The following is a 20,735-nucleotide window of genomic DNA, read 5'->3' as shown; positions in this document are numbered from 1 at the left end:
GGTCGACTCAGCGGCCGGTCAGGCCGCCGACGACTCCGCCGAGCCCGTCGCCGACGCCACCGACCGCACCGCCGAGCCCGTCACCGACTCCGCCGACCACGCCGCCGAGCCCCTGACCCACGCCTTGACCGACATCGCCGAGAGTGGGGCCTTGGTAGCTGGGAACCTGTACGCTCGGGACCTGCACAGCAGGTGGTTGGTAGCTGGGAACCGTCGGGGCCGCGACCGACGGGATGGTCGGCACGGTTGCTGCGCCGTTGTCGGCAGCGGCCGCGGCGGGGGCAGGGGATCCCGCAACCGGTGCGCCGGTGGCCGGATCGATCTGCGTCACCGTGCCGTCGGCGTTGACGACCGTGGTGGGGGTGCCCTCGGATCCGACTGCAGCGGCGTCGTTCTCGCCGGGAGCGGCCGTCGTGGGCTGGGCGTCCGCAACTGCGGAGGTGGTTCCCGGTGTTTGGGTGCTCGAGATCTCGGCGTTGGACTCGGCCGGAGCGGTGTTGTCGGAGGTCAACGCTGTACCCACCGACAAGCCTCCGCCGGCGAGAAGCGCGAGGACGACCACGGATCCGGCGACCAGGCCGGCCTTCTTACGGCCCGACATGCCTGCGTCGGATTCGACGGCAGTAGGCGTCGGTGCCGGTCTGGGGGTTGGGCGCGGCATCGGCGCGGCCGAAACTGTGGGTGCGGCAGAGGCCACGGAGGCCGTGGGGACCGCAGCCAGGGACGCTGCGTCTTCTGCGGCGGTGGCGTCGGCGATGTCGCTTCCGAGTATCGCGGCTCCGATCGCGACGGTCAGTTCCGGACGAGGTCCGGCGACGACGGGGGCGCGCAGTTCGGACGAGATGAGTTCGGCAACGAGGGGGATGGCCGAGCTGCCGCCGACGAGCACCACCTGGTCGATGTCGGTGACCTCGAGTCCTGCGGCGGCCACGGCGTCCCGAACGACCCCCACGGATGCCAGCAGCGATGCGCGTACCAGCTCTTCGATCTCGGAGCGCACCAGGCGAACCTCGGTGTGCAGACCGGGCAGGTCGACAGTGAGCGAGGTGGACGTGTCGTAGGACAGTTGTTCCTTGGCCTGGCCACACCGGGCTCGCAGTTCCACCAGCGCACCCACGGTGTCGGGGTCGAACGGATCGAACTCGAACGACTGACTTCCCGAGACGGTATCGAGGACGTACTGCATGATCGCGTGATCGAACTGCGCACCGCCGAATTCCTGCGAATGGACACCGCTGCCGACGACTCCCGCGTCGGTGCCGGTCCGAATCAGGGTCACGTCGAGGGCGCTGGCACCCAGGTCGTAGATCACGGCGAGGCCGTCTGACTGTGTTCCGCGAGTCACTTCGAGCCAGCGCATCGTGGCAACGGACTCGGGTACCAGCGTGACATCGGCCAGTCCGGCGCGGTCCAGCGCCTCACCGAGGGCCTCCGCTGTGTACGCCGTCCAGCGGGTGGGGTGGGTGACGACGACCGTGGGGGCGGAATCGGCTCCGGCGGACACCTCGGCCACGAGTGCGCGAGCGGCTGTGGCGTACAGATCCTCGGCGCGGTGACTGCGGCCGTCGTCGTCGATGAGTTCCACCGGGTCGCCCACTCGGTCGGCGAATCCGCTGATCAGGTGGCGGGCCGATCGGTCCCACAGCTCGGCCAGGCTCGGGGCCGCGCCGGGGCGAAGGTCGAGTGCCGAACGCTTGACCACCGAGGTCACGGGGTCGGTGTCGAGTGCAGCAGCCGCTGTCACCGAACCGATACGTATGCCGAGCCCTGCGTTCATAGTGGTGTCGCCGCCTTCATCTCGCCCCAGCCGTCAGTGGTACTGCCGTCACTCGCACTGTCGGACTGCGTTCGTTGTTCGTTACGTCTCACAGCAGGTTAGAGCGCGAAACGAGTGAAATCCCCTAAAGCGCCCAGATCCCCTAACGAAAGCCCCCTGGCGACCCCCGGGGTAGTAGGGGGATCGGCCCCGTTGGGCGGGGGCTCTTCGATGCATAGCTTTGTGATCAACCACGAAGTACCACTCGTCAAGGAGACCCAGATGGCTACCAACGCCGTACTCGATTTCATTCTCAGCCTGCTGCGCGACGACCAGGCTGCAGCGGCCTACTGCGCCAACCCCGAGACGACGCTGGCCGCTGCCGGCCTCGGCGACGTGACCCACGCAGACATCGTCGCCGTGGCACCCCTGGTCGCCGAGTCGGGTCTGTTCGCCGGAGCGGGCAGCCAGCTGTCGGCCATCCTGGGCGCAGGCGGATCGGCCGGCCTCGAGGGCGCACTCGCCGGAGGCGCGAGCCTCGGCGGCGGATTGTCGGCCGGACTCGGACTGGCTGCAGGCGCAGTCGCCGGCGGCGGACTGGCTGCAGGCGGCAGCCTGACCGGCGGAATCGACGTGACGGGTGAGATCGCCGCGTCCCTGCAGGCAGCCCTCGCCGCCGCGCTGGCGGTCGGCGGCCAGATCGGCGTGGAGCTCGGCGCTGCATTCGGTGGTGCCCTCGACGCCTTGATCGGCGCAGGCGCAGGCATCGGTGGCGGAATCGGCGGCGGTGTCGGTGGAGGTCTGGATCTGGACCTCGACGGTCTGCTCGGCGGAACCGTCGGTCTCGGCGCTGCGTTGACCGGTCTTCTCGGAGCGGGCGCGGGCATCGGGGGAGCGATCGGCGGAGACATCACCGCACAACTGCAGGCCGCCCTCGACGCCGCCCTCGGCGCGACCGGTGCCGTCGACCTCGGCGCACTGGCCGACATCCAGGGTGGACTGAGCGGCGCGCTCGGCGCGATCTTCGGAGTCGGCGGAACCGTCGGAGCCGAGCTCGGCACGGCGCTCGGTGGAGTCTTCGACGCCGTCCTCGGTGCCGGAGCCGGCCTCGACATCGCAGGTGACCTCGGTGCCGCTCTGACCGCGGGCATCGGCGGCGCACTGGCAGGTCTCGGCACCGTCGGTGCAGATCTGACGACCGATGTCGGTGCAGCCCTGGACGGAGCACTCGGTGCCGGTGGCGCACTGGTCGGCGACATCGCGGGTGGCGTCGGCGCCAGCCTCGGTGGGCTGTTCGCAGCCGACGGTGCCATCGCGGGATCCATCGGAACCGCACTCGGAGCCGTCCTCGACGCCGGTGCGCTCGCAGACCTCGACGTCGACGCCCTGCTGGCTGCGGGCGGCAGCGTCGGCGCGGTCGTCGGCGGCGCACTCGGAACGGCACTGGACCTCGACACCAGCGCGATCGGCGGCCTGACCGCTGCCCTCGACACCGCAGTGGAGGGAGTCCTCGGCGCAGGTGCCGGCATCGGCGGCGACATCGCCGGCGGGCTCGCAGGTGGCCTGGCCGGTGGAGTTGCCGGTGCCGGTGGAGTTGCCGGGAACCTCGAGGGCCTCCTCGGAGCCGCATTCGGCGTCGGCGGCACCGCCGGAGCCCAGCTCGGCACCGCACTCGACACAGTGCTCGACACCGGCGCAGCCCTCGACCTCGGAGCCGTACTCGGTGCCGGAGCCGACCTGAGCGCAGGACTGTCCGGAGCGATCGATACAGCAGTAGCCGCCGGAGCCGATCTCACGGGAACCGTCGACGCAGCACTCGCCGGAGTGGGCGGAGTCGGCGCAGATCTGTCGGGCGGTCTGGCCGGAGTGGGCGGCGTGGGTGCCGGCCTGACCGGCGGGCTCGCCGGACTCGGCGGAGTGGGCGCGGGCCTGACCGGCGGACTGGCCGGACTCGGCCAGGTCGGCGCAGACGTGACCGGCGGCCTCGGAGCCGTCGGAAACGTGGGTGCGGATGTCACCGGTGGCCTCGCAGCCGTCGGGAATGCCGGTGCGGGCCTGACCGGCGGACTTGCCGGCCTGGGCGACGCGGGAGCCGGCTTGTCGGGTGGCCTCGCCGGCCTCGGCAGCCTCGGTGGCGGTCTGGCAGGCGGGGTTGCCGGCGGAGTTTCCGGCAGCGTCGACGCTGCGGCTCAGGCCGGAGCCGGACTCGAAGGAGCTGTGACCGGTGGCATCAGCACCGGAATCGACGCGGCAGCATCCGCAGGCGCAGGCCTCGAAGGAGCTGCGAATACGGCAGGATCCGTTGCCGGCGGCCTCGAAGGTGCGGCAGGCGGAGTGGTCGACGCGGGAACCTCGGTGGGCGGCGAGATCGTGTCGAACGTCGGTGGCGGACTCGACGCCGGTGCTTCGCTCGGAGGAGGCATCGCCTCCACCGTGGGTACGGGTTTGGATGCTGGTGCCGACGCTGCGGCGTCCGTGGGCGGCGGGTTTGATTCCGCTGCCGACATCGGTGGACAGGCAGCGGGCAGCGTCACCGGTGGTCTGGAATCCGGTGCGGAGGGACTGGCGAATGCAGGCGGCAGTCTTTCCTCGGCCGCGAACGGTGCAGCGTCGGGATCGTTCGAGCACTCCAGCTCCTTCGACGGCGGCGCAACCGCGTCCGGGACGGGCTGGTCGAGTGTCGACTCCAACGTCTTCGGACAGGCCGAGAGCGATTCGAGTCTGTTCAGCGACGGCAGCCTGCACGGCTCGGTGGACTCGGCAGCCGATTCTCTCGGCCACGCTGTGACGGTCGATCACGACATCGATCCGCTGCACCCCTGATTCGGTCAGCGACACCAGTGCACGGCCCCGAGTGCGTTCGTCACACTCGGGGCCGCGTCGTCGCTAGAGTTCTGTTGGGGACGTCGACGAGAACGGGTTGTGAAGCGAGAGTATGGACGGGCACACAACGGAGCTGGCCGAGCTGTTGAATCGCACCGCGGCGGTGGCGACATCGGCGGGAAGATCCGACCTGGTGGATCGAGTCGAGGCGGCACGGTCGAGAGTCCTGGATCCACGCCGACGCATCATCGTGGTCGGACCGCTCAAGCAGGGCAAGAGTCAGTTCGTGAATTCGCTGCTCAATCTGACGGTGTGCTCGGTCGGCGACGACGAGACCACGGCCATCCCGACGGTGGTGTCCAACGCCGAGAGTTTCTCCGCGCAGCTCGTTCTCGCAGATCCGGGTAGTGAGCCCATCCGCGTCGACGTGCCGGCCGAAGAAGTCACGACCGTCACCCCGGCGAGTCCCCGAGCTCAGGGTCGTGAAGTGTTGCGGCTGGACATCGGAGTGCCGAGTCCACTGCTCGCCGACGGTCTGGTGCTGGTCGATACACCGGGTGTCGGTGGGCACGGAAATCCGCACGCTGCAGGAACATTGGGACTCATTCCGTCCGCCGACGCAGTACTCGTCGTGTCCGACGCCTCCCGCGAATTCACCGAGCCCGAACTGTCCTTTCTCCGGCAGGTGCAAGGTTTGTGCCCGGCCGTAGCCGTGCTGATCACCAAGATCGATCTGTACCCGCACTGGCGGCAGATCGTCGAGGCCAATCGCGGGCACCTCGATCGCGGCGGCCTCGAAGTACAGATGCTCCCGGTATCGTCTCTGTTGCGCTCTCACGCACTGCGTTTGAACGACGAGGAGCTCAACGCCGAGTCCGGTTTTCAGCAGCTCTACGCGTTTCTGCGCGACGACGTCGTGGCACGCGCGGACGTACTGGCTCGCGCGTCGGTCTCACTCGACGTTCGCTCGGTCACCGAGCACCTGTCGCTCTCGTTCGGCAGTGAGCTTGCGGCGCTGAAGGATCCGGAGCGGGCGGCCGCGGCCGTCGCCGGTCTGCAGCGCGCCAAATCCGCTGCCGAAGAACTGCACAAGCGCTCGTCGCAATGGCAGCAGACACTCGGTGACGGCATCGCCGATCTGGCGTCCGATATCGATCACGATCTACGCGACCGGTTGCGCCGCGTCACCCGGGAGGCGGAGGAAACCGTCGACGAGGGGGATCCGGGCAAGGACTGGCCGCAACTGGGCGAATGGCTCGAGGAGCAGATCGCCGCGTCGGTGGGCGACAACTTCGTGTGGGCGCACGAGCGGGCATTGTGGCTCTCGGAGTTGGTGGCCGAGCACTTCGCGTCCTCCGGGGCGGCGGCGCTGCCGGATCTCGACCTCGGCGATCTGGACAACGTCCTCGAACCCGTCTCGTCGTTGGCCGAGCTGGAATCCGGTCGTGTCGGTATCACGCAGAAGGTTCTCGTAGGGATGCGCGGCTCCTACGGCGGTGTCCTCATGTTCGGCCTGATCACCACATTCGTCGGGTTGAGCCTGCTCAACCCGATCTCGATCGGCGCGGGTGTTCTGCTGGGCACCAAGGCATACAAGGAGGACAAGGAAAACCGCGTCAAAGCACGTCGTTCCGAGGCCAAGATGGCGATCCGCCGCTTCACCGACGACGTCAGCTTTCAGGTCGGCAAGGAGTCGAAGGACCGGCTGCGGCAGATCCAGCGGGTACTACGCGATCACTTCACCTCGATCGCCGAACAGACTCTGCGGTCGCTGAACGAGTCCCTGCGCTCGGCGCAGGAAGCTGCCGCGGCCGACAATACGAACCGTGCCGCCCGCATTGCTCAGCTGGAGCAGGACCTGCGAGTGGCAGCCGATTTGAACTCTCGGGCAATCGCTCTCGTCAAGGACACCGCGGTATGAGCGTGACGGCTCTGAACCGGGCACGTGACCTGATCTCGGCTGCTCGATCGACGTACGCGGGGGACGCCGAAGCCTCGTGGATGCTCGACGAATGTCTGTACCGCCTGGACGAGCCGCTGCGGGTGGCCCTGGCGGGATCGCTCAAGGCCGGAAAATCCACACTGCTGAATTCGCTTGTGGGGCAGGATATTGCTCCGACCGACGCCACCGAATGCACCAAGGTCGTCACGTGGTATCGCAACGGCGTCACCCCCGCCGTCACCGCCTGGTACGACGGCGACCGGGCCGCGAACGTTCCGGTGCAGCGACGGGATGGCCGATTGACCTTCGATCTGGGGTCGTTGACGGCCGCGCAGGTCGATCGCTTGGACGTCGAATGGCCCGCCAGCACTTTGGCGCAGACGACGATCATCGACACCCCGGGCACGTCGTCGCTCTCACGCGATGTCTCGGCGCGCACGTTGGCCATGCTCACCCCCGAGAACTCGTCCTCCGGTGCCGACGCCGTCGTGTATCTGCTGCGCACGCTCAACGCGTCGGACGTGTCGTTTCTCGGGCAGATCGGCGCGCACGTGGGTGGTGATTCGGGGCCACTGGGGGTGATCGGGGTGGTCTCGCGGGCCGACGAGGTCGGCTCTGGCCGGATGGACGCGATGATGTCGGCCAAGGAGGTCGCTGCGAGGTTCGCGTCCGAGCTCGAGGCCACCGGTTTGTGCCAGGCGGTGGTCCCGGTTGCGGGTTTGCTCGCACTCGGTGCGGAAACATTGCGGCAGAACGAGTTCGCTGCGTTCGAGATGCTGGCGACGGTACCGACCGAGGATCTGCAGTTGGCGATGCTCTCGGCCGATCGCTTCGCGCGACCCGAGAGCACGCTGCCCGTCGACGCGGCGCTGCGGGCCAGCATCGTGGACCGCTTCGGTTTGTTCGGAATTCGGATGGCGGTCACTCTGATTCGACTGGGGGTGCGCGATTCACCGACGCTTGCAGCCGATCTGGTCGAACGCAGCGGTTTGAGCGAACTGCGCTCGGTGATCGACGTGCAGTTCGGTCAGCGGGCCGACCAACTGAAATTGCATTCGGCTCTGGTTGCATTGCAGCGAATTCTGGAGTTCCGGCCGGAATCGCATGCCTTGCGTACCGAAGCCGGGCGGATGCTGGCGGACGTGCACGGCTTTGCCGAACTGCGTCTGCTCGGCCGATTGCGTTCCACCACACCGAAACTCCCGGAAGGTGCTCTGCTGGACCTGCAGCGCGTCATCGGCGGGTTCGGCATTTCCGCCACCGAACGCCTGAATCTGCCGGCCGATGCCGGTCGCGCCCAGCAACGCGAGGTCGCGTTGGCGGCAGTACACAAGTGGCGGGGGTTGTCCGAGCACCCACTGCTGGATCAGTTCACCTCTGGCTCGTGCGCCCTCGCCGCGCGCAGCGCCGAGGGGATACTCGCCACGATCGGTTGAGCATTCAGCTCGGATCCGGTGCCGCAGCGGATTCGGCCAGCCACGCGATGACTTCGCCCAGCGGCATCGGCCGCGCTATGTGGTGGCCCTGTGCCATATCTACGTCGCGTTCCGCGACGTAGTCCCACATAGCCTGGTCCTCGACGCCTTCGGCGATTGTGCGTGCCTCCAGGGCGTGTGCGAGTTGCACTGCAGCATCGAAGATGTTGGTCCCGCGACCGTGCTCGAGGGCATTCTGCAACAGGGTCCGATCGATCTTGATGATGCTGGGTTCGAGCCGGTCGAGGAGTTCGAGATTGGAGTAGCCGGTACCGAAATCGTCGATGCTGACACTGGCTCCGAAGCGGCTGAGGATGCCGAGCGTGTCGCGAGCCCGACCGTGTTCGTCGACCAACGAGGACTCGGTGACCTCGATGACGAGTTTCTCGAAACCGCCGGGCGGCATCCACGTGACGAGGCGGTCGATGATTTCTCGTTCGTCCAATTCGGTACCGGAGAAGTTCACCGACACCTGTGGTCGGTTGCCACCGAGCTCTCGTTCCAGGGTCGCGAGATCCGCGTCGAGCAGCGTCAGGACGATTTTTCCCAGTGCTCTCAGGTGCCCCGTCTGAGTGGCGTGATCGATGAACTCCTGTGCAGGCACTATCTTTCCGTCGAATCGCCATCGGATCAGAGCTTCGAGCATCGTGGCCCGGCCTGTGGCGACGTCGACAATCGGCTGGTAGTGAAGCTCGAAGTCGTTGTTGCGAAATGCTTCCCCCAGCCGATGGCGAATCGCCGCGCGTTTGTCCGCGACGGAGTTCATGTTCGACGCGAAGTACATGTGGCGATCACGGCCGCTCTTCTTCGCGGCGTACATGGCCGTATCTGCGTTGTGCAGCAACTCGTCCGCGGTCGAGCCGTCACCGGGGTAGACGGCTATACCGATCGATGCAGCTATGTATGCGGTCGAATCGGCCAAGGTGATGGGATTGCGTATGTCCTGGAGAATTCGGTGGGCGAGAACTTCGAGTCCGTCGAGATCCTCGGCCCGGGTGACCAGAATTGCGAATTCGTCACCACCGAGCCGGCCGACGATGTCGTGTCGACGAGCCGCTTGTTGCAGTCGGTTCGCCACCGTGGCCAGCACGATATCCCCTGCTCGATGACCGAATCGGTCGTTTATCTCCTTGAACCCGTCCAGGTCGATCCACAGCGCAGCCACACCGCGCGGCGAGGAACTGAGCAGTTCGACGGTTCGCGAGCGAAAGAACTGTCTGCTCAGCAAACCGGTGTGGCGATCGAACTGTTCTCGCGCGGCGAGGTCCGCACTGATCGCTCGAATTCGGGAGATGTCGTGCACGATGGCTACTGTGTGCGGCGCTGTGGCCGACTCGGTCGGCTTGGACACGGAATGGAATTCGATGCTGACCGGATGAGACTGGCCGTGCGCGTCGACGACGCTCCAGCTGTCGAAGGTACCGTCGTCCGGTAGTTCAATCAGGGAAGCCGACGTCCCGACATCGGTTCCGGCGCGCCGATCGATGAGCATGGACAGTGGCGTGCCGGACAATTCCGCGGAACCGAACCGGGTGATCGACGCGAAACCACTGCTCACAGTGAGGATCCGGCCCTCTCGGTCGAGAATGACGATTCCCGCGGTGATCGAGCCGGATAGGGCGTCGAGCACCGCAGTTCGTTCGGCTGCCTGGGCCTCGATGCGATGACGATCGGTCACGTCCACGGCGCTGCCGATGATCGATCGCGGACCCGAGTCGCTACGGTGGACCGACTGCGCGACCTCTTCGATCCAACGGATCGAACCATCGGGGCGGACGATTCGATACTCCGCCCGCCAGTCCCGTCCTGCTGCAGCGGAGATGGTGGCCACGCGGTCCCGATCGTCCGCGTGTACGGCGGACAGCAACAGGCTCGGGTCCGCGAGAACCTGAGCTCGGTCGAGTCCGTAGATCTCTTCTACTTTCGAGTTGATGAAGGTCAGGCGGCCGGATTCATCGCGCTGCCAGACCATTTCGCGGATGGAATCGGCGACGAGGTGGAAGTTGTTCAGCGCCGCATCTCGATCGCGCCTGGTCGAGCTGATATCGCCCACATCGGTCACGACCACGATGACGCCCTGCACTGCGCCGTCGGAGCCCACGTAGGGCTGGGTTTGCAGAAGATAGTCTGCGCTCTGGCTGGTTATCTCACGGAGCCGGGACTGCCGGTCGTCGCGGGTGGCGATCAAATCATCTGCGAGGCCGGAGATGGCGACGGTCGTCGGTATGGCTGTGAGAGGGCGGCCACGATCCTCGTCGATCAAGGAGAACAGGCGCACGGCAAGCGGGGTGAATCGGGTCACCCGCAACTCACGGTCGACGATGATCAGCCCGCTCGTCAACGATGTCTGAATGTTCGTCAGGTCGGTATTGGCGCGCAATGCCTCGTTCGTTCGGGCTTGCAACTCCTGGTTGAGGGTAGTCAGCTCCTCGTTGGTTGCTTCGAGCTCCTCGTTGGATGCCTGGGCTTCCTCTGTGGTGGCCTGGAGCTCCTCCGCGGAGGCCTGAAGCTCCTCGTTCATCGCTTGGAGTTCCTCGTTCGAGGTGCCCAGATCTGCAACGAGAGACTCGAGCGCGCGCTGTGTCGAGTCGAGCTCGGCGCTGATGTCGAGACTGTGCAGAGCGCCGTCAGTGTCCTGGTCGGAACCATCGGGACGGCCGGACGAAGGGTCTTTCTGGAACGAAATGGCCGTGCGTGTGGTCGATTCCGCGAGGATGCGGAACGCTGATATCCGAACCGGCGTCTGCTCACCGACTGTCAGTTGCGCGGTGGTCGAGCCAGTCTGACGTAGCTGACCCAGTAGCGTTCGAACTGCCAGCCGGTAGGGATCACGGAGGATCTCGATGACCGCGCCGGTTTGCCTGCCCTCGCCGAGGCTGCACCACGCGGAGACATCGCCGATCACCTCGACCAGGACTTCGCGGTCGTCGAGGATCAGCATCGGCGGAGCCATGATCTGCAGAATGCGCCGGTAGGGCAATTCGCTCGTTGCGCGCGCGGAGGTGACGGCCGGCTGGATGCCCGCCCGCGGTGTCGGGCTCTGTGGGCGTTGACCGACAGCGATCGAGAGAAGGCGGCCGGAATTGCTGCGCCGATAGATGCGGTTCGCGTAGTCGACCGCCGTGAACACTGCATCGATAGTCGAAATACGTTCGGACAAGCCGAGAACGATCAGTCCGTCGTCGGCCAACGCGTAGTGGCACAGGTCCATCACCCGGGCCTGCAATCGCGGCTCGAAGTAGATCAGTGTGTTGCGCAACGAGATCAGATGGATGCGCGGAAACGGGGGATCGTAGGCGACATTGTGCCGGGCAATGACCATGCATTCGCGTAGCTCGGGGATCACGGACCAACCCGATGGGGAATGATACATCCAGCGGTCTCGGAGTCGTTGCGGCACAGGCGCTATCGACTCGGCACTGTAGTGGCCGCGTCGCGCTACGGTCAACGCGGCCTCGTCGAGATCGGTGGCGAACACTTTCAACCGAGCCCTGAGATCGCCCCCGGTCCCGTCCAGTGCCTGGGCGGCCAGCATCGCCGCCGTATAGGCCTCCTCGCCGGTTGCGCATCCCGGAACCCACAGGCGCACCGTCTCGTGGGCGGGCAGAGATCGGGCGAGGGTGTGTAGTCGCGGCTCGAGGCTTTCCCAGACCGTACTGTCGCGAAAGAATGCCGTCACGCTCACGAGAACGGCCCGAGCCAGCGCGCCGGCCTCGCCGATATCGGCGGACAGTCCGGCGGCATAGTCGGTGAGCGACATGCCGCGGATGCGCCTGCGGCGTTCGATCTGGCGGCTCAGGGTGGAGCGTTTGTAGCCGGAGTAGTCGATGCCGGTGACCTGATGCAGGCTGTCGATGATCGGTTCGAGTTCCGCCTCGTCGAGGTCGACCCCGTTGCTCTCGGTACCCGACACGGACGGGGCCTCGGTGTCCGGTGTCGAGAGGAGCCTCGGGTCGGCAGTCGTGTCGGGTTCGGGTAACGGATCTCCGAAGAGAATTGCGTGCAGTTCGGCGGCCAACGATTCCGGTGGAGCAGTCGTGTTCACTGCACCGGTGCGTATCGCCGAGCTAGGCATCTCCTCGAAGGTTGCGGTGACTGGATCCTGGGCGGCGACGACGCCCCCCGCCGCGCGAATCGCCGCACACCCGACGCTGCCGTCGTGGCCGGTGCCCGAGAGAATGACCGCGACCGAATCGGTCCCGTATTCGTCGGCCAGCGTTGACAGTAGTCGATCGATGCTGGGCGACGGTCTACTACTTGGCCCGGGGGCTGGGAGCCTGATTGCTCCGTCCTCGACGACGATGTCGGAACCGGGAGGAGATACGTATACGACGCCGCTCTCCAGCGGGCCCCCGTCGACCGCATCGATGACTGTCAGTCTCGTGTGACGAGAAATGAGATCGACCAGCGCGCTTTCGGCTGACGGTGCGCGATGCTGCGCGAGGATGAAACACCACGGTGAGGTCGGCTGCGCGTCGGCCAGTAATCTCGCGACCGCGTCCAGGCCGCCGGCCGAGCTCCCCACACCGACGACCCGCAATCTGGGATGGTTCTTGCTTTCGTCAACCACCAGCAGGGCCTCCTCGGCATCGTGCCTTACGATGCCACACCGAGGCCGTCGGCGTTCGTCCTTCGGAGACGTGTGTCAGCGCCGCGGTGTCAGTGCAACTACCGTGCTGGCGGCCGCTGTAGTTGCCACGACGAACGGTCCCCACTGCAGAACACCGCCGAGCAGCGCGGGGGCGTCGGAGACGAAGGTCGAGAACGTCACGGCCGCGCCGACGGTGAGAATGCCGACCGCGCCCATCAGGACCTTCGAGGATGTCGCTGCGCCTCGCATCAGATTCAGCGCGACGAAGCCAAGGAGAATCAGCACCGCCGACGCGGCACCGCTCGAGAGCAGGGTGGCCGAGGCCGTGTTGCGTAGGTCGGCCGAACTTGCCGTCGAATCCTGCTGTGAGACGGCAGCTTCGACGCCGGAGAGAACGGAATCCCAGTTCAGCGCGACGGCAGCGGCCAATGCGAGGACCAGCGCCGCTGTCAAAGCCCACAAAGCAGTCGCGACCGTCGGTAAGACCGAGTGAGTCGGCTCTTCCCGCGGCCGAAGCGGCTCGACGACAACATCCGGCCGCGGCGGTTGCGGACGCGCAGGCCGAGGCCTGCGTGAGGTCGGGTCCATCTCTTCTTCGGCCACGATCCAGCAGTCTATCGGGCCGAGGCGATGGGACGCCGCCTCAGCGCAGCACCACCGCCACGCCCTCGTACGGACGCAGTGTCATCGGGAAGCTGTTCAGCTCGTCGACGGTTGCGATCTCGTTGTCGTCGTACACGTCGATGGCGCACGTGCCGGGCACCAGGTGCTTGGACTGAATGGTTGCGCTGATCTCCTCGGACGAGAAGTTGAGCACCGTGGCCTGGATGGTCCCTTGGCTGAGTTGGTGCACCATCACCAGCAGGCCCTTGTGCGAGACGGTAGGGATGTCGATCTGCTGGGCGGTGGCGATACCGAACCGCTTGCGCAGCTCGATGATTCGCGCCAGTTGGCGGGCGAACGACTGCGGGTCGGCCAGCTGCTCGGGAAGTGAGCCGTAGAGGCTGCGCCCGCGTGGGATTCCGGATTCCGAGCGCACGGCCTCGGGGAAGTACCCCATCAGATCGTGTGCGCCGCGGTTGATCCAGCGAGTGTCACCTTCCCGAATGAGGTCGTCGACCTCTGCGGCATCGATGGGCAGAATACCCAGCAGATCCCAGCCCGACAGCGCGAACACGCCCGGCTGCCACGCGTTGTACATCGCCAACAGCAGGTGGGCACGCTTGACCGTCTCGATGTCTGCCTCGTCCATTCGGTCGAGATCTCGGATACCGAGCGATGCGGTGATGACACTTGCTGTGGTGCAAGCGATTCCGTTGGTGGTGAACGTCCGGTTGTACGGTGCCCAGCGTCCGGTGAGCCGATCGGTCAGTTCGCCGCGAATGCGATCGCCCAGGTCGCAGCCTTTGACCGTCTCGCCGCCGTAGGAGAACTCGTCCTCCGCATGCAGGGTGGCGAAGTGGATGAGCTCGAACGTCATCTCGTCGTGATTCTGCAGCGCATGTACAAGAGATGCCGTGTCGACACCATGATCACGCGCCAAAGTCATGGTGAGCCTGAGGAATTCGGTGTTTCCCATGACCAGTGCATGCTGATACGCGGGGCGGTTGATGAAGTCGTACGACAGGTCGGCACCGTTGGTACCCATGGCCTTGATGTCGTCGATCGTCAGGTTCAACTCCTGGAAGGTGAACCCGCCCATCTTGCGCACCACGCTGGCGATCAGGTGGTTCGCGGCCTCGGACAGAGGATGGCCCTCGGACCAGCCCGGACCTTCCGCTCGACGCTCGACGCCGAGAAAACCGTTGGCGTCCAAGCGCAGTGCGCCTGCGCCGAGGTCGGCGATGGAGTGGCAGGCGTCGCCGATCACCAGTCGCATACCGGCGAAGGAGGGGTCGAGCCAGTTGATCGACGGCTGACCGGCCTTGAAGTAGTGCAGGTACACCCAACGACGCTCGACGCCGTCGATGCCGACGACGGGAGGTGTTGCGCTCCAGTTGGTTTCCTTCACGCCGAGCTCGTAGAAGATCACTCGCTGCAGCTGGCCGATGATGTAGCCGGCGCGAGCGAGATTGGCCTCGGCCTCGGCGTCGATGTTCTGCGAATCGGCTCCGGCGCGCACTCGGGGCAGCAGGTGCCAGTCCTGCGGTTCGATCTCCACCATGTGATAGATGCCCGGGTAATCGGCCACGGCCATCTCGGCGAGGCGGAAGTCCGCACCCTTGCCGGTGTGACCGGGCACGATGTCGTCGATGACGATGCCGTCGTATGCCGAGGCCACCACGCACAGGCGTCGGAACTCTTCTTCCGATCCGAATGCGGGGTCGATCTGCATGCCGATGCGGTCGAAGTGGCCGTCGACCGAGGGGGTCGGCCGCCAGCCGTGAATGCCGCCTGCCACCTTGACGGGGCCGGTATGCACTGCGGTGACACCGATTTCGGAGAATGCCTGCCACAGCTTCTCGTCGCCGAGGGTGCTCAGAAAACTCGTCTGCGGAGCGTTGATCACCGAGATGGGGTAAGCGGTGAACCACACCGGGGCGCGCTCGACGGCGGCGCGAGGATCGGGATCGGCATACGGGTTCTGCCACATGCTGCCCTTGCCCGAGAGCTGCTCGGCGATCAGCTTGGCGTCGCGCAGCATCGACTGTTCGGTGAGCCAGTCCACGTACTCCGGGTTCGACGCAACCGGTTCGCTGTCGGGAGTGGGACTGTTGCTCCGGTTGGCGCGGCGCACCGAGGGGCGAAGTGGTTTCGGCCGAGCCGGGTAGAACTTCTCGTCGTAGGTGATCTCGCTCGGTTCGTGCTGCACTTCGGGATCCATGTGCCTCCGTAGCCTCGCTTTTCTTCAACCCTACGTAGGGCGCGGCCGATCCGCAGGGTTGTGGTTCCCCTGATCCTCGACGGGCGAAACCTTGCCGGTCGACCGGTGAAACCTACGCCGAACTACACGAATGTCATTCGGCGGGGGCGTTTCCTTCGATATGCGAACGTCATCGAATCGAGACCGCCTGGTGTGGAATGTCTGATTCCGATAGGCCATAGTGAGTCAAGTACCAACTGCCCCTCCAGTCACATCAGACTCACGGGTCACATCCCCTCAGCTACAGGAGTTGTCCATGCGACGTCTTGCCCGCACATCGATCCTGGCCTCGACGGCCGCCCTGGCCGCCGGCATCGGTGCGGTCGTCCTCGTGCCCATGGCCTCGGCCGAACCGGAAGAGCCGGTGGGCCCGCTCGGCTCGGTCGTGCTCGAAAGCCCCGACCTGGTGGTCGCCATGTCCGCTGTCTGTGACACCACGGTGAAGGACGCCCCCGAGGGTGGCGTCGTGGCGCTGCAGGTCAAGGTCGACAACGTCGGCGCGGACGACGCGTCGAACGTCAACGTCAACTACGGCGCACTGCCGGGCGTCCAGGGTCAGAACGCCGAGACGACCATCAAGGCAGGCGAGTCGGCGACGTACACCGTGCCGTCGGTCGATCGTGAGTGGGTCGCTCGTCCCGCCGGTGCCGCGGCCTTCGCGAGCGCCCTCGACGCCGACTTCATGAACAACATCACGGCCGGGCTGCTCAGCCACAGCTGCATCCCCGCGCCGGCCGAGGAGCCTGCCGAGTAATTCTCGTCCGACTTTCCTCCCGCTGCGCCGCGACGATCCCCGTTGATCGTCGCGGCGTACTGCTGTGTGTGCCTGCGGCAGTGGGAACAAATTCGCCACACCCTCCGTTGTGCAGGTCAGCAGCCTTGAGTGGATGAGGCTCAAGTTGGAAGTTGACGGAGAAGATCCCGTTGTGCAAACTTGAGCGGAGTTCGCTCACCCAGGGACTGAACCCCAGCAATAACAGGAGGAAACATTATGGCTCGTGCGGTCGGTATCGACCTCGGGACCACCAACTCGGTCGTGTCCGTCCTCGAGGGCGGCGAACCGGTTGTCGTCGCCAACTCCGAGGGATCACGCACCACCCCGTCGATCGTCGCTTTCGCCAAGAACGGTGAAGTGCTGGTCGGCCAGCCCGCGAAGAACCAGGCGGTCACCAACGTCGATCGCACGATTCGTTCCGTGAAGCGCCACGTCGGCACGGACTGGACCGTGGAGATCGACGGTAAGAAGTACACCCCTCAGGAAATCTCCGCGCGCACGCTGCAGAAGCTCAAGCGCGACGCCGAGGCCTACCTGGGTGAGGAAATCACCGACGCGGTCATCACCGTTCCCGCGTACTTCGAGGACGCACAGCGTCAGGCCACGAAGGAAGCCGGCCAGATCGCCGGCCTCAACGTCCTGCGCATCGTCAACGAGCCCACCGCGGCAGCTCTCGCATACGGCCTGGACAAGGGCGACAGCGAGCAGACCATTCTCGTGTTCGACCTCGGTGGCGGCACGTTCGACGTCTCGCTGTTGGAAATCGGCGACGGCGTCGTCGAGGTTCGCGCGACGTCCGGCGACAACCACCTCGGTGGCGACGACTGGGACGAGCGCATCGTGACCTGGCTCGTCGACAAGTTCAAGGCTCAGAACGGCATCGATCTGACCAAGGACAAGATGGCGCTGCAGCGTCTGCGTGAGGCCGCCGAGAAGGCGAAGATCGAACTGTCCTCCGGGCAGAGCACCTCGATCAACCTCCCGTACATCACGGTCGACGGCGACAAGAACCCGCTCTTCCTCGACGAGCAGCTCAGCCGCTCGGAGTTCCAGAAGATCACCTCCGACCTGCTCGACCGCACCCGTGCGCCGTTCCAGGCAGTGGTCAAGGACTCCGGCATTGCCGTCAAGGACATCGACCACGTCGTTCTCGTCGGTGGTTCGACGCGTATGCCCGCCGTCTCCGAGCTGGTCAAGGAACTCTCCGGTGGACGCGAGCCCAACAAGGGCGTCAACCCGGACGAGGTCGTGGCCGTCGGTGCTGCACTGCAGGCCGGTGTGCTCAAGGGTGAGGTCAAGGACGTTCTGCTCCTCGACGTCACGCCGCTGTCCCTCGGTATCGAAACCAAGGGTGGCGTCATGACCAAGCTCATCGAGCGCAACACCACCATCCCGACGAAGCGTTCCGAGACCTTCACCACCGCTGACGACAATCAGCCCTCGGTGCAGATCCAGGTCTTCCAGGGTGAGCGCGAGATCGCCTCGCACAACAAGCTCCTCGGCTCGTTCGAGCTGACCGAGCTGCCCCCGGCTCCTCGCGGCGTCCCGCAGATCGAGGTCACCTTCGACATCGACGCCAACGGCATCGTGCACGTCACGGCCAAGGACAAGGGCACCGGCAAGGAAAACACGATCAAGATCCAGGACGGCTCCGGCTTGTCCAAGGAAGAGATCGACCGCATGGTCGCCGACGCGGAAGCTCACGCAGACGAGGACAAGGCTCGTCGCGAAGAGGCCGAGGTTCGCAACCAGGCCGAGTCCCTCGTCCACCAGACGGAGAAGTTCGTCAAGGACAACGAGGACAAGGTCGACGCCGAGCTCAAGGGACGCGTCGAAACCGCAATCGCCGACGCCAAGACGGCTCTCGCGGGCAGCGACATCTCGGCAGTCAAGACCGCCGTGGAGAAGCTCTCGACCGAGTCGCAGGCTCTCGGCACCGCCATCTACGAGGCTCAGGCCAAGGAGCAGGGCGGGGCAGAGGGTGGCGCCCAGGCCGCTGACGACGGTGTCGTCGACGCAGAGGTTGTCGACGAGCCCGCCGACGACACGGACAAGAAGTGACGTCGGAGAACACCGAGCAAGAACCGGTCACTTTCGTGGACAAGCGAAAGATCGATCCCGAGACCGGTGAAGTACGGGAAGGTGACGCAATTCCGGAGCCCCTCGTGGGCACCGGGGCTGCGCCCCAGCCCGACTCGGTGGACGAAGGGACCGTCGACGGAGACATCGTGGAAGACCCGCGTGACACGCAGGTCGCCGAACTCACCGCAGATCTGCAGCGCGTGTCGGCGGAGTACGCCAACTACCGGCGTCGTACCGACCGCGAGAAGCAGACCGGAGCGGAGAACGCGAAGGCGTCCGTCGTCTCGCAGCTTCTCCCGGTTCTCGACGACCTCGAGCGAGCTCGCCAGCACGGCGATCTCGAAACCGGACCGCTCAAGGCAGTGGCAGACAAGTTGGCAGGGGTGTTCTCGAACATTGGCCTGACCACCTTCGGAGCCGAGGGCGACGCCTTCGACCCGGCCATCCACGAGGCCGTCTCCCACGAGGGCGACGGCAGCAGTCCCGTCGTCGGGACGCTGATGCGTCCGGGCTACAAGCTCGGCGAACGCGTTCTGCGGACCGCGATGGTCGGCGTCGTGGACAGTGCAGCACAAGAATCGGATGCACCTGCGTCCGACGAGCAGTAAACAGAAGTAGCGCGAGAGGAGGAAACGCCCGGTGAGCCAGCGGGAGTGGATCGAGAAGGACTTCTACAAGGAGCTGGGCGTTTCCTCCAGCGCGACTGCAGAAGAAATCAAGAAGGCGTACCGAAAGTTGGCCCGGGACAACCATCCCGATGCCAATCCGGGCAACGCCTCGGCCGAGAACAAGTTCAAGGCGGTCAGCGAGGCGCACGCCGTGCTCGCAGACCCGGCCAAGCGCAAGGAATACGACGAAGCACGACGGCTGTTCGCCTCGGGCGGGTTCGGTAGCCGCGGCGGCGGTGGATTCTCGCCCGGCGCAGGCGGATTCGGCGGTGGCGGCCAGACCTTCGACGTCGGCGACATCTTCGGTCAAGGCGGCGGCGACGGCGGAATCGGCGACCTCTTCGGTGGCCTGTTCAATCGCGGTGGCGCTCAACAGCGCCCGCAGAGCAATCGGCCCCGACGCGGCAGCGACGTCGAGACCGAGACCTCGCTGCAGTTCCGTGAAGCGGCACAGGGCGTTACGGTCCCCCTGAAGTTGACCAGCCCGTCCTCGTGCACCACCTGCCACGGCAGCGGCGCAAAGCCAGGAACCAGCCCGCGGGTGTGCCCCAAATGCAACGGCCAAGGCGTCGTCAACAGAAATCAAGGCGCGTTCGGCTTCAGTGAGCCGTGTGACGACTGCCGTGGCAGCGGGTCCATCATCGACGACCCGTGCGTCGACTGCCGTGGAACCGGAGTGCAGAACCGGACCCGCACCATCACCGTGCGTGTACCGGCCGGCATCAGCGACGGGCAGAAGGTCAGGCTCGCCGGTCAAGGCGAAGCGGGTCTGCGCGGAGCGCCATCGGGCGACCTGTTCGTGACAGTACGGGTCAAGCCCGACAAGGTGTTCGGCCGCAACAACGACGATCTGACGGTGACCGTTCCGGTGAGCTACGGCGAACTGGTGCTCGGTACAACGCTGTCGGTGCCCACCCTCGAGGGTCGCGTCGGAGTGAAGGTGCCACCGGGGACCGTCGACGGCCGAGTGCTGCGGGTGCGTGGACGCGGTATCCCGAAGAAGTCCGGTACCGGCGACCTGATGGTGACCGTCAAAGTTGCCGTCCCGCAGAAACTGGACGATGCTGCCACCGACGCTCTGAAGAACTATCTGGAAGCCGAGAAGGCCAGCGGATTCGACCCGCGGGCCGGGTGGGCAGGTGTGTGATGTCGGTCCCTCCCGAGGGCGGTTCCCCGAAAAACGGTGGAGCGCAAGCTGATCCCGACGCGCAGATCTTCGTGATCTCCGTGGCGGCACAGCTGGCCGGTATGCACGCGCAGACGCTGCGTACCTACGACAGGCTCGGACTGGTCACCCCGCACCGCACCACCGGCGGCGGTCGACGCTACTCCCCGCGTGACGTCGCACTGCTCCGTGAAGTGCAGCGACTCTCGCAGGACGAGGGCGTCAACCTCGCCGGCATCAAGCGCATCATCGAGCTCACCAATCAGGTCGAGGCTCTGCAGTCGCGAATCAGCGAACTGGCTCAGGAGTTGGCAGCCGTGCACGCCAGCTATCGCCGCGACCTGGTGCCGATTCAACGCAACGCCCTGGTGGTCTGGAAGCCGAAGCACCAGCGCTAGGTTCGCCGCCTCTTTGCGGGCTCAGATCCTCGCAAACGCGCGCGCATTTGTCAGATGCGCGCATTGTCGTCCCTGATTCGCTCACTATTCCGCGCGCGCCCTCTTTGCCAAGCTTCTGGTGAGTCATTCGAGAAGCTATGGAGGGTTATCGCATGTTGAGTGCTGAGTTCACGGGGGAGCAGATTCGGGAGATGGTG

Annotated in this window: 12 protein-coding genes; 8 read left to right on the top strand and 4 right to left on the bottom strand. The window is 65.8% G+C overall.

The genetic code is table 11. The features are described from left to right. Positions 1-7 precede the first annotated feature (7 nt). Positions 8-1,777 (bottom strand): Hsp70 family protein, encoded by a 1,770-nt coding sequence (locus tag CH305_RS04380; protein ID WP_094702900.1) that lies wholly within the window; start codon positions 1,775-1,777, stop codon positions 8-10. A gap of 261 nt (positions 1,778-2,038) precedes the next feature. Between CH305_RS04380 and CH305_RS29685 the strand changes: the two genes are divergently transcribed. The 3 genes from CH305_RS29685 (at position 2,039) to CH305_RS04365 (ending at position 7,957) form a co-directional block, all read left to right on the top strand. Further along, positions 2,039-4,579, top strand: a complete 2,541-nt coding sequence (locus CH305_RS29685) for an IniB N-terminal domain-containing protein (protein WP_094702979.1) — start codon at positions 2,039-2,041, stop codon at positions 4,577-4,579. 112 nt (positions 4,580-4,691) lie between these two features. Continuing rightward, positions 4,692-6,500, top strand: a complete 1,809-nt coding sequence (locus CH305_RS04370; RefSeq protein ID WP_094702899.1) for a dynamin family protein — start codon at positions 4,692-4,694, stop codon at positions 6,498-6,500. Then, the gene (locus tag CH305_RS04365) at positions 6,497-7,957 is read left to right on the top strand and encodes a dynamin family protein (protein WP_094702898.1); all 1,461 of its coding nucleotides are present in this window, start codon (positions 6,497-6,499) and stop codon (positions 7,955-7,957) included. Before CH305_RS04370 ends, CH305_RS04365 begins: the two co-directional genes overlap by 4 nt. A gap of 4 nt (positions 7,958-7,961) precedes the next feature. On the opposite strand, the gene CH305_RS04360 is transcribed toward CH305_RS04365, so the two are convergent. The 3 genes from CH305_RS04360 to treS all read right to left on the bottom strand — a co-directional run bounded on the left by CH305_RS04360 (position 7,962) and on the right by treS (position 15,411). After that, entirely contained in the window at positions 7,962-12,566 is a 4,605-nt protein-coding gene (locus CH305_RS04360; RefSeq protein ID WP_094702897.1) for an EAL domain-containing protein, read from the bottom strand. 75 nt (positions 12,567-12,641) lie between these two features. Then, a complete protein-coding gene (locus CH305_RS04355; RefSeq protein WP_143545236.1) occupies positions 12,642-13,190 on the bottom strand; it encodes a hypothetical protein in 549 nt (182 codons plus the stop codon). A gap of 40 nt (positions 13,191-13,230) precedes the next feature. Further along, positions 13,231-15,411, bottom strand: a complete 2,181-nt coding sequence (gene treS, locus CH305_RS04350; RefSeq protein ID WP_094702893.1) for a maltose alpha-D-glucosyltransferase — start codon at positions 15,409-15,411, stop codon at positions 13,231-13,233. Positions 15,412-15,706: 295 nt separating this feature from the next. Here treS and CH305_RS04345 point away from each other — a divergent pair, with 295 nt between their 5' ends. From CH305_RS04345 to CH305_RS04325, 5 genes are all read left to right on the top strand, one after another. Then, positions 15,707-16,204: a Pro-kumamolisin, activation domain family protein gene (locus tag CH305_RS04345; RefSeq protein WP_094702891.1), complete on the top strand. Its 498-nt coding sequence runs from the start codon at positions 15,707-15,709 to the stop codon at positions 16,202-16,204. 237 nt (positions 16,205-16,441) lie between these two features. Further along, positions 16,442-18,286, top strand: a complete 1,845-nt coding sequence (gene dnaK / locus CH305_RS04340; protein ID WP_032376212.1) for a molecular chaperone DnaK — start codon at positions 16,442-16,444, stop codon at positions 18,284-18,286. After that, positions 18,283-18,915 (top strand): nucleotide exchange factor GrpE, encoded by a 633-nt coding sequence (gene grpE, locus CH305_RS04335; protein ID WP_094702889.1) that lies wholly within the window; start codon positions 18,283-18,285, stop codon positions 18,913-18,915. Before dnaK ends, grpE begins: the two co-directional genes overlap by 4 nt. A 31-nt stretch (positions 18,916-18,946) precedes the next feature. Continuing rightward, entirely contained in the window at positions 18,947-20,122 is a 1,176-nt protein-coding gene (dnaJ, locus tag CH305_RS04330) for a molecular chaperone DnaJ (RefSeq protein ID WP_032376214.1), read from the top strand. Then, positions 20,122-20,538, top strand: coding sequence for a heat shock protein transcriptional repressor HspR (locus CH305_RS04325; RefSeq protein ID WP_052057737.1), 417 nt, complete (start codon positions 20,122-20,124; stop codon positions 20,536-20,538). The genes dnaJ and CH305_RS04325 overlap by 1 nt, the downstream gene beginning before the upstream one ends. Positions 20,539-20,735: the final 197 nt, after the last annotated feature.

Source organism: Rhodococcus sp. 15-649-2-2, assembly GCF_002258645.1.
In the GTDB taxonomy this organism is placed as follows: Bacteria; Actinomycetota; Actinomycetes; order Mycobacteriales; family Mycobacteriaceae; genus Rhodococcoides.
Note: the sequence above shows the minus strand (reverse complement) of the source record. Positions and strands in the feature narration are given on the sequence as shown.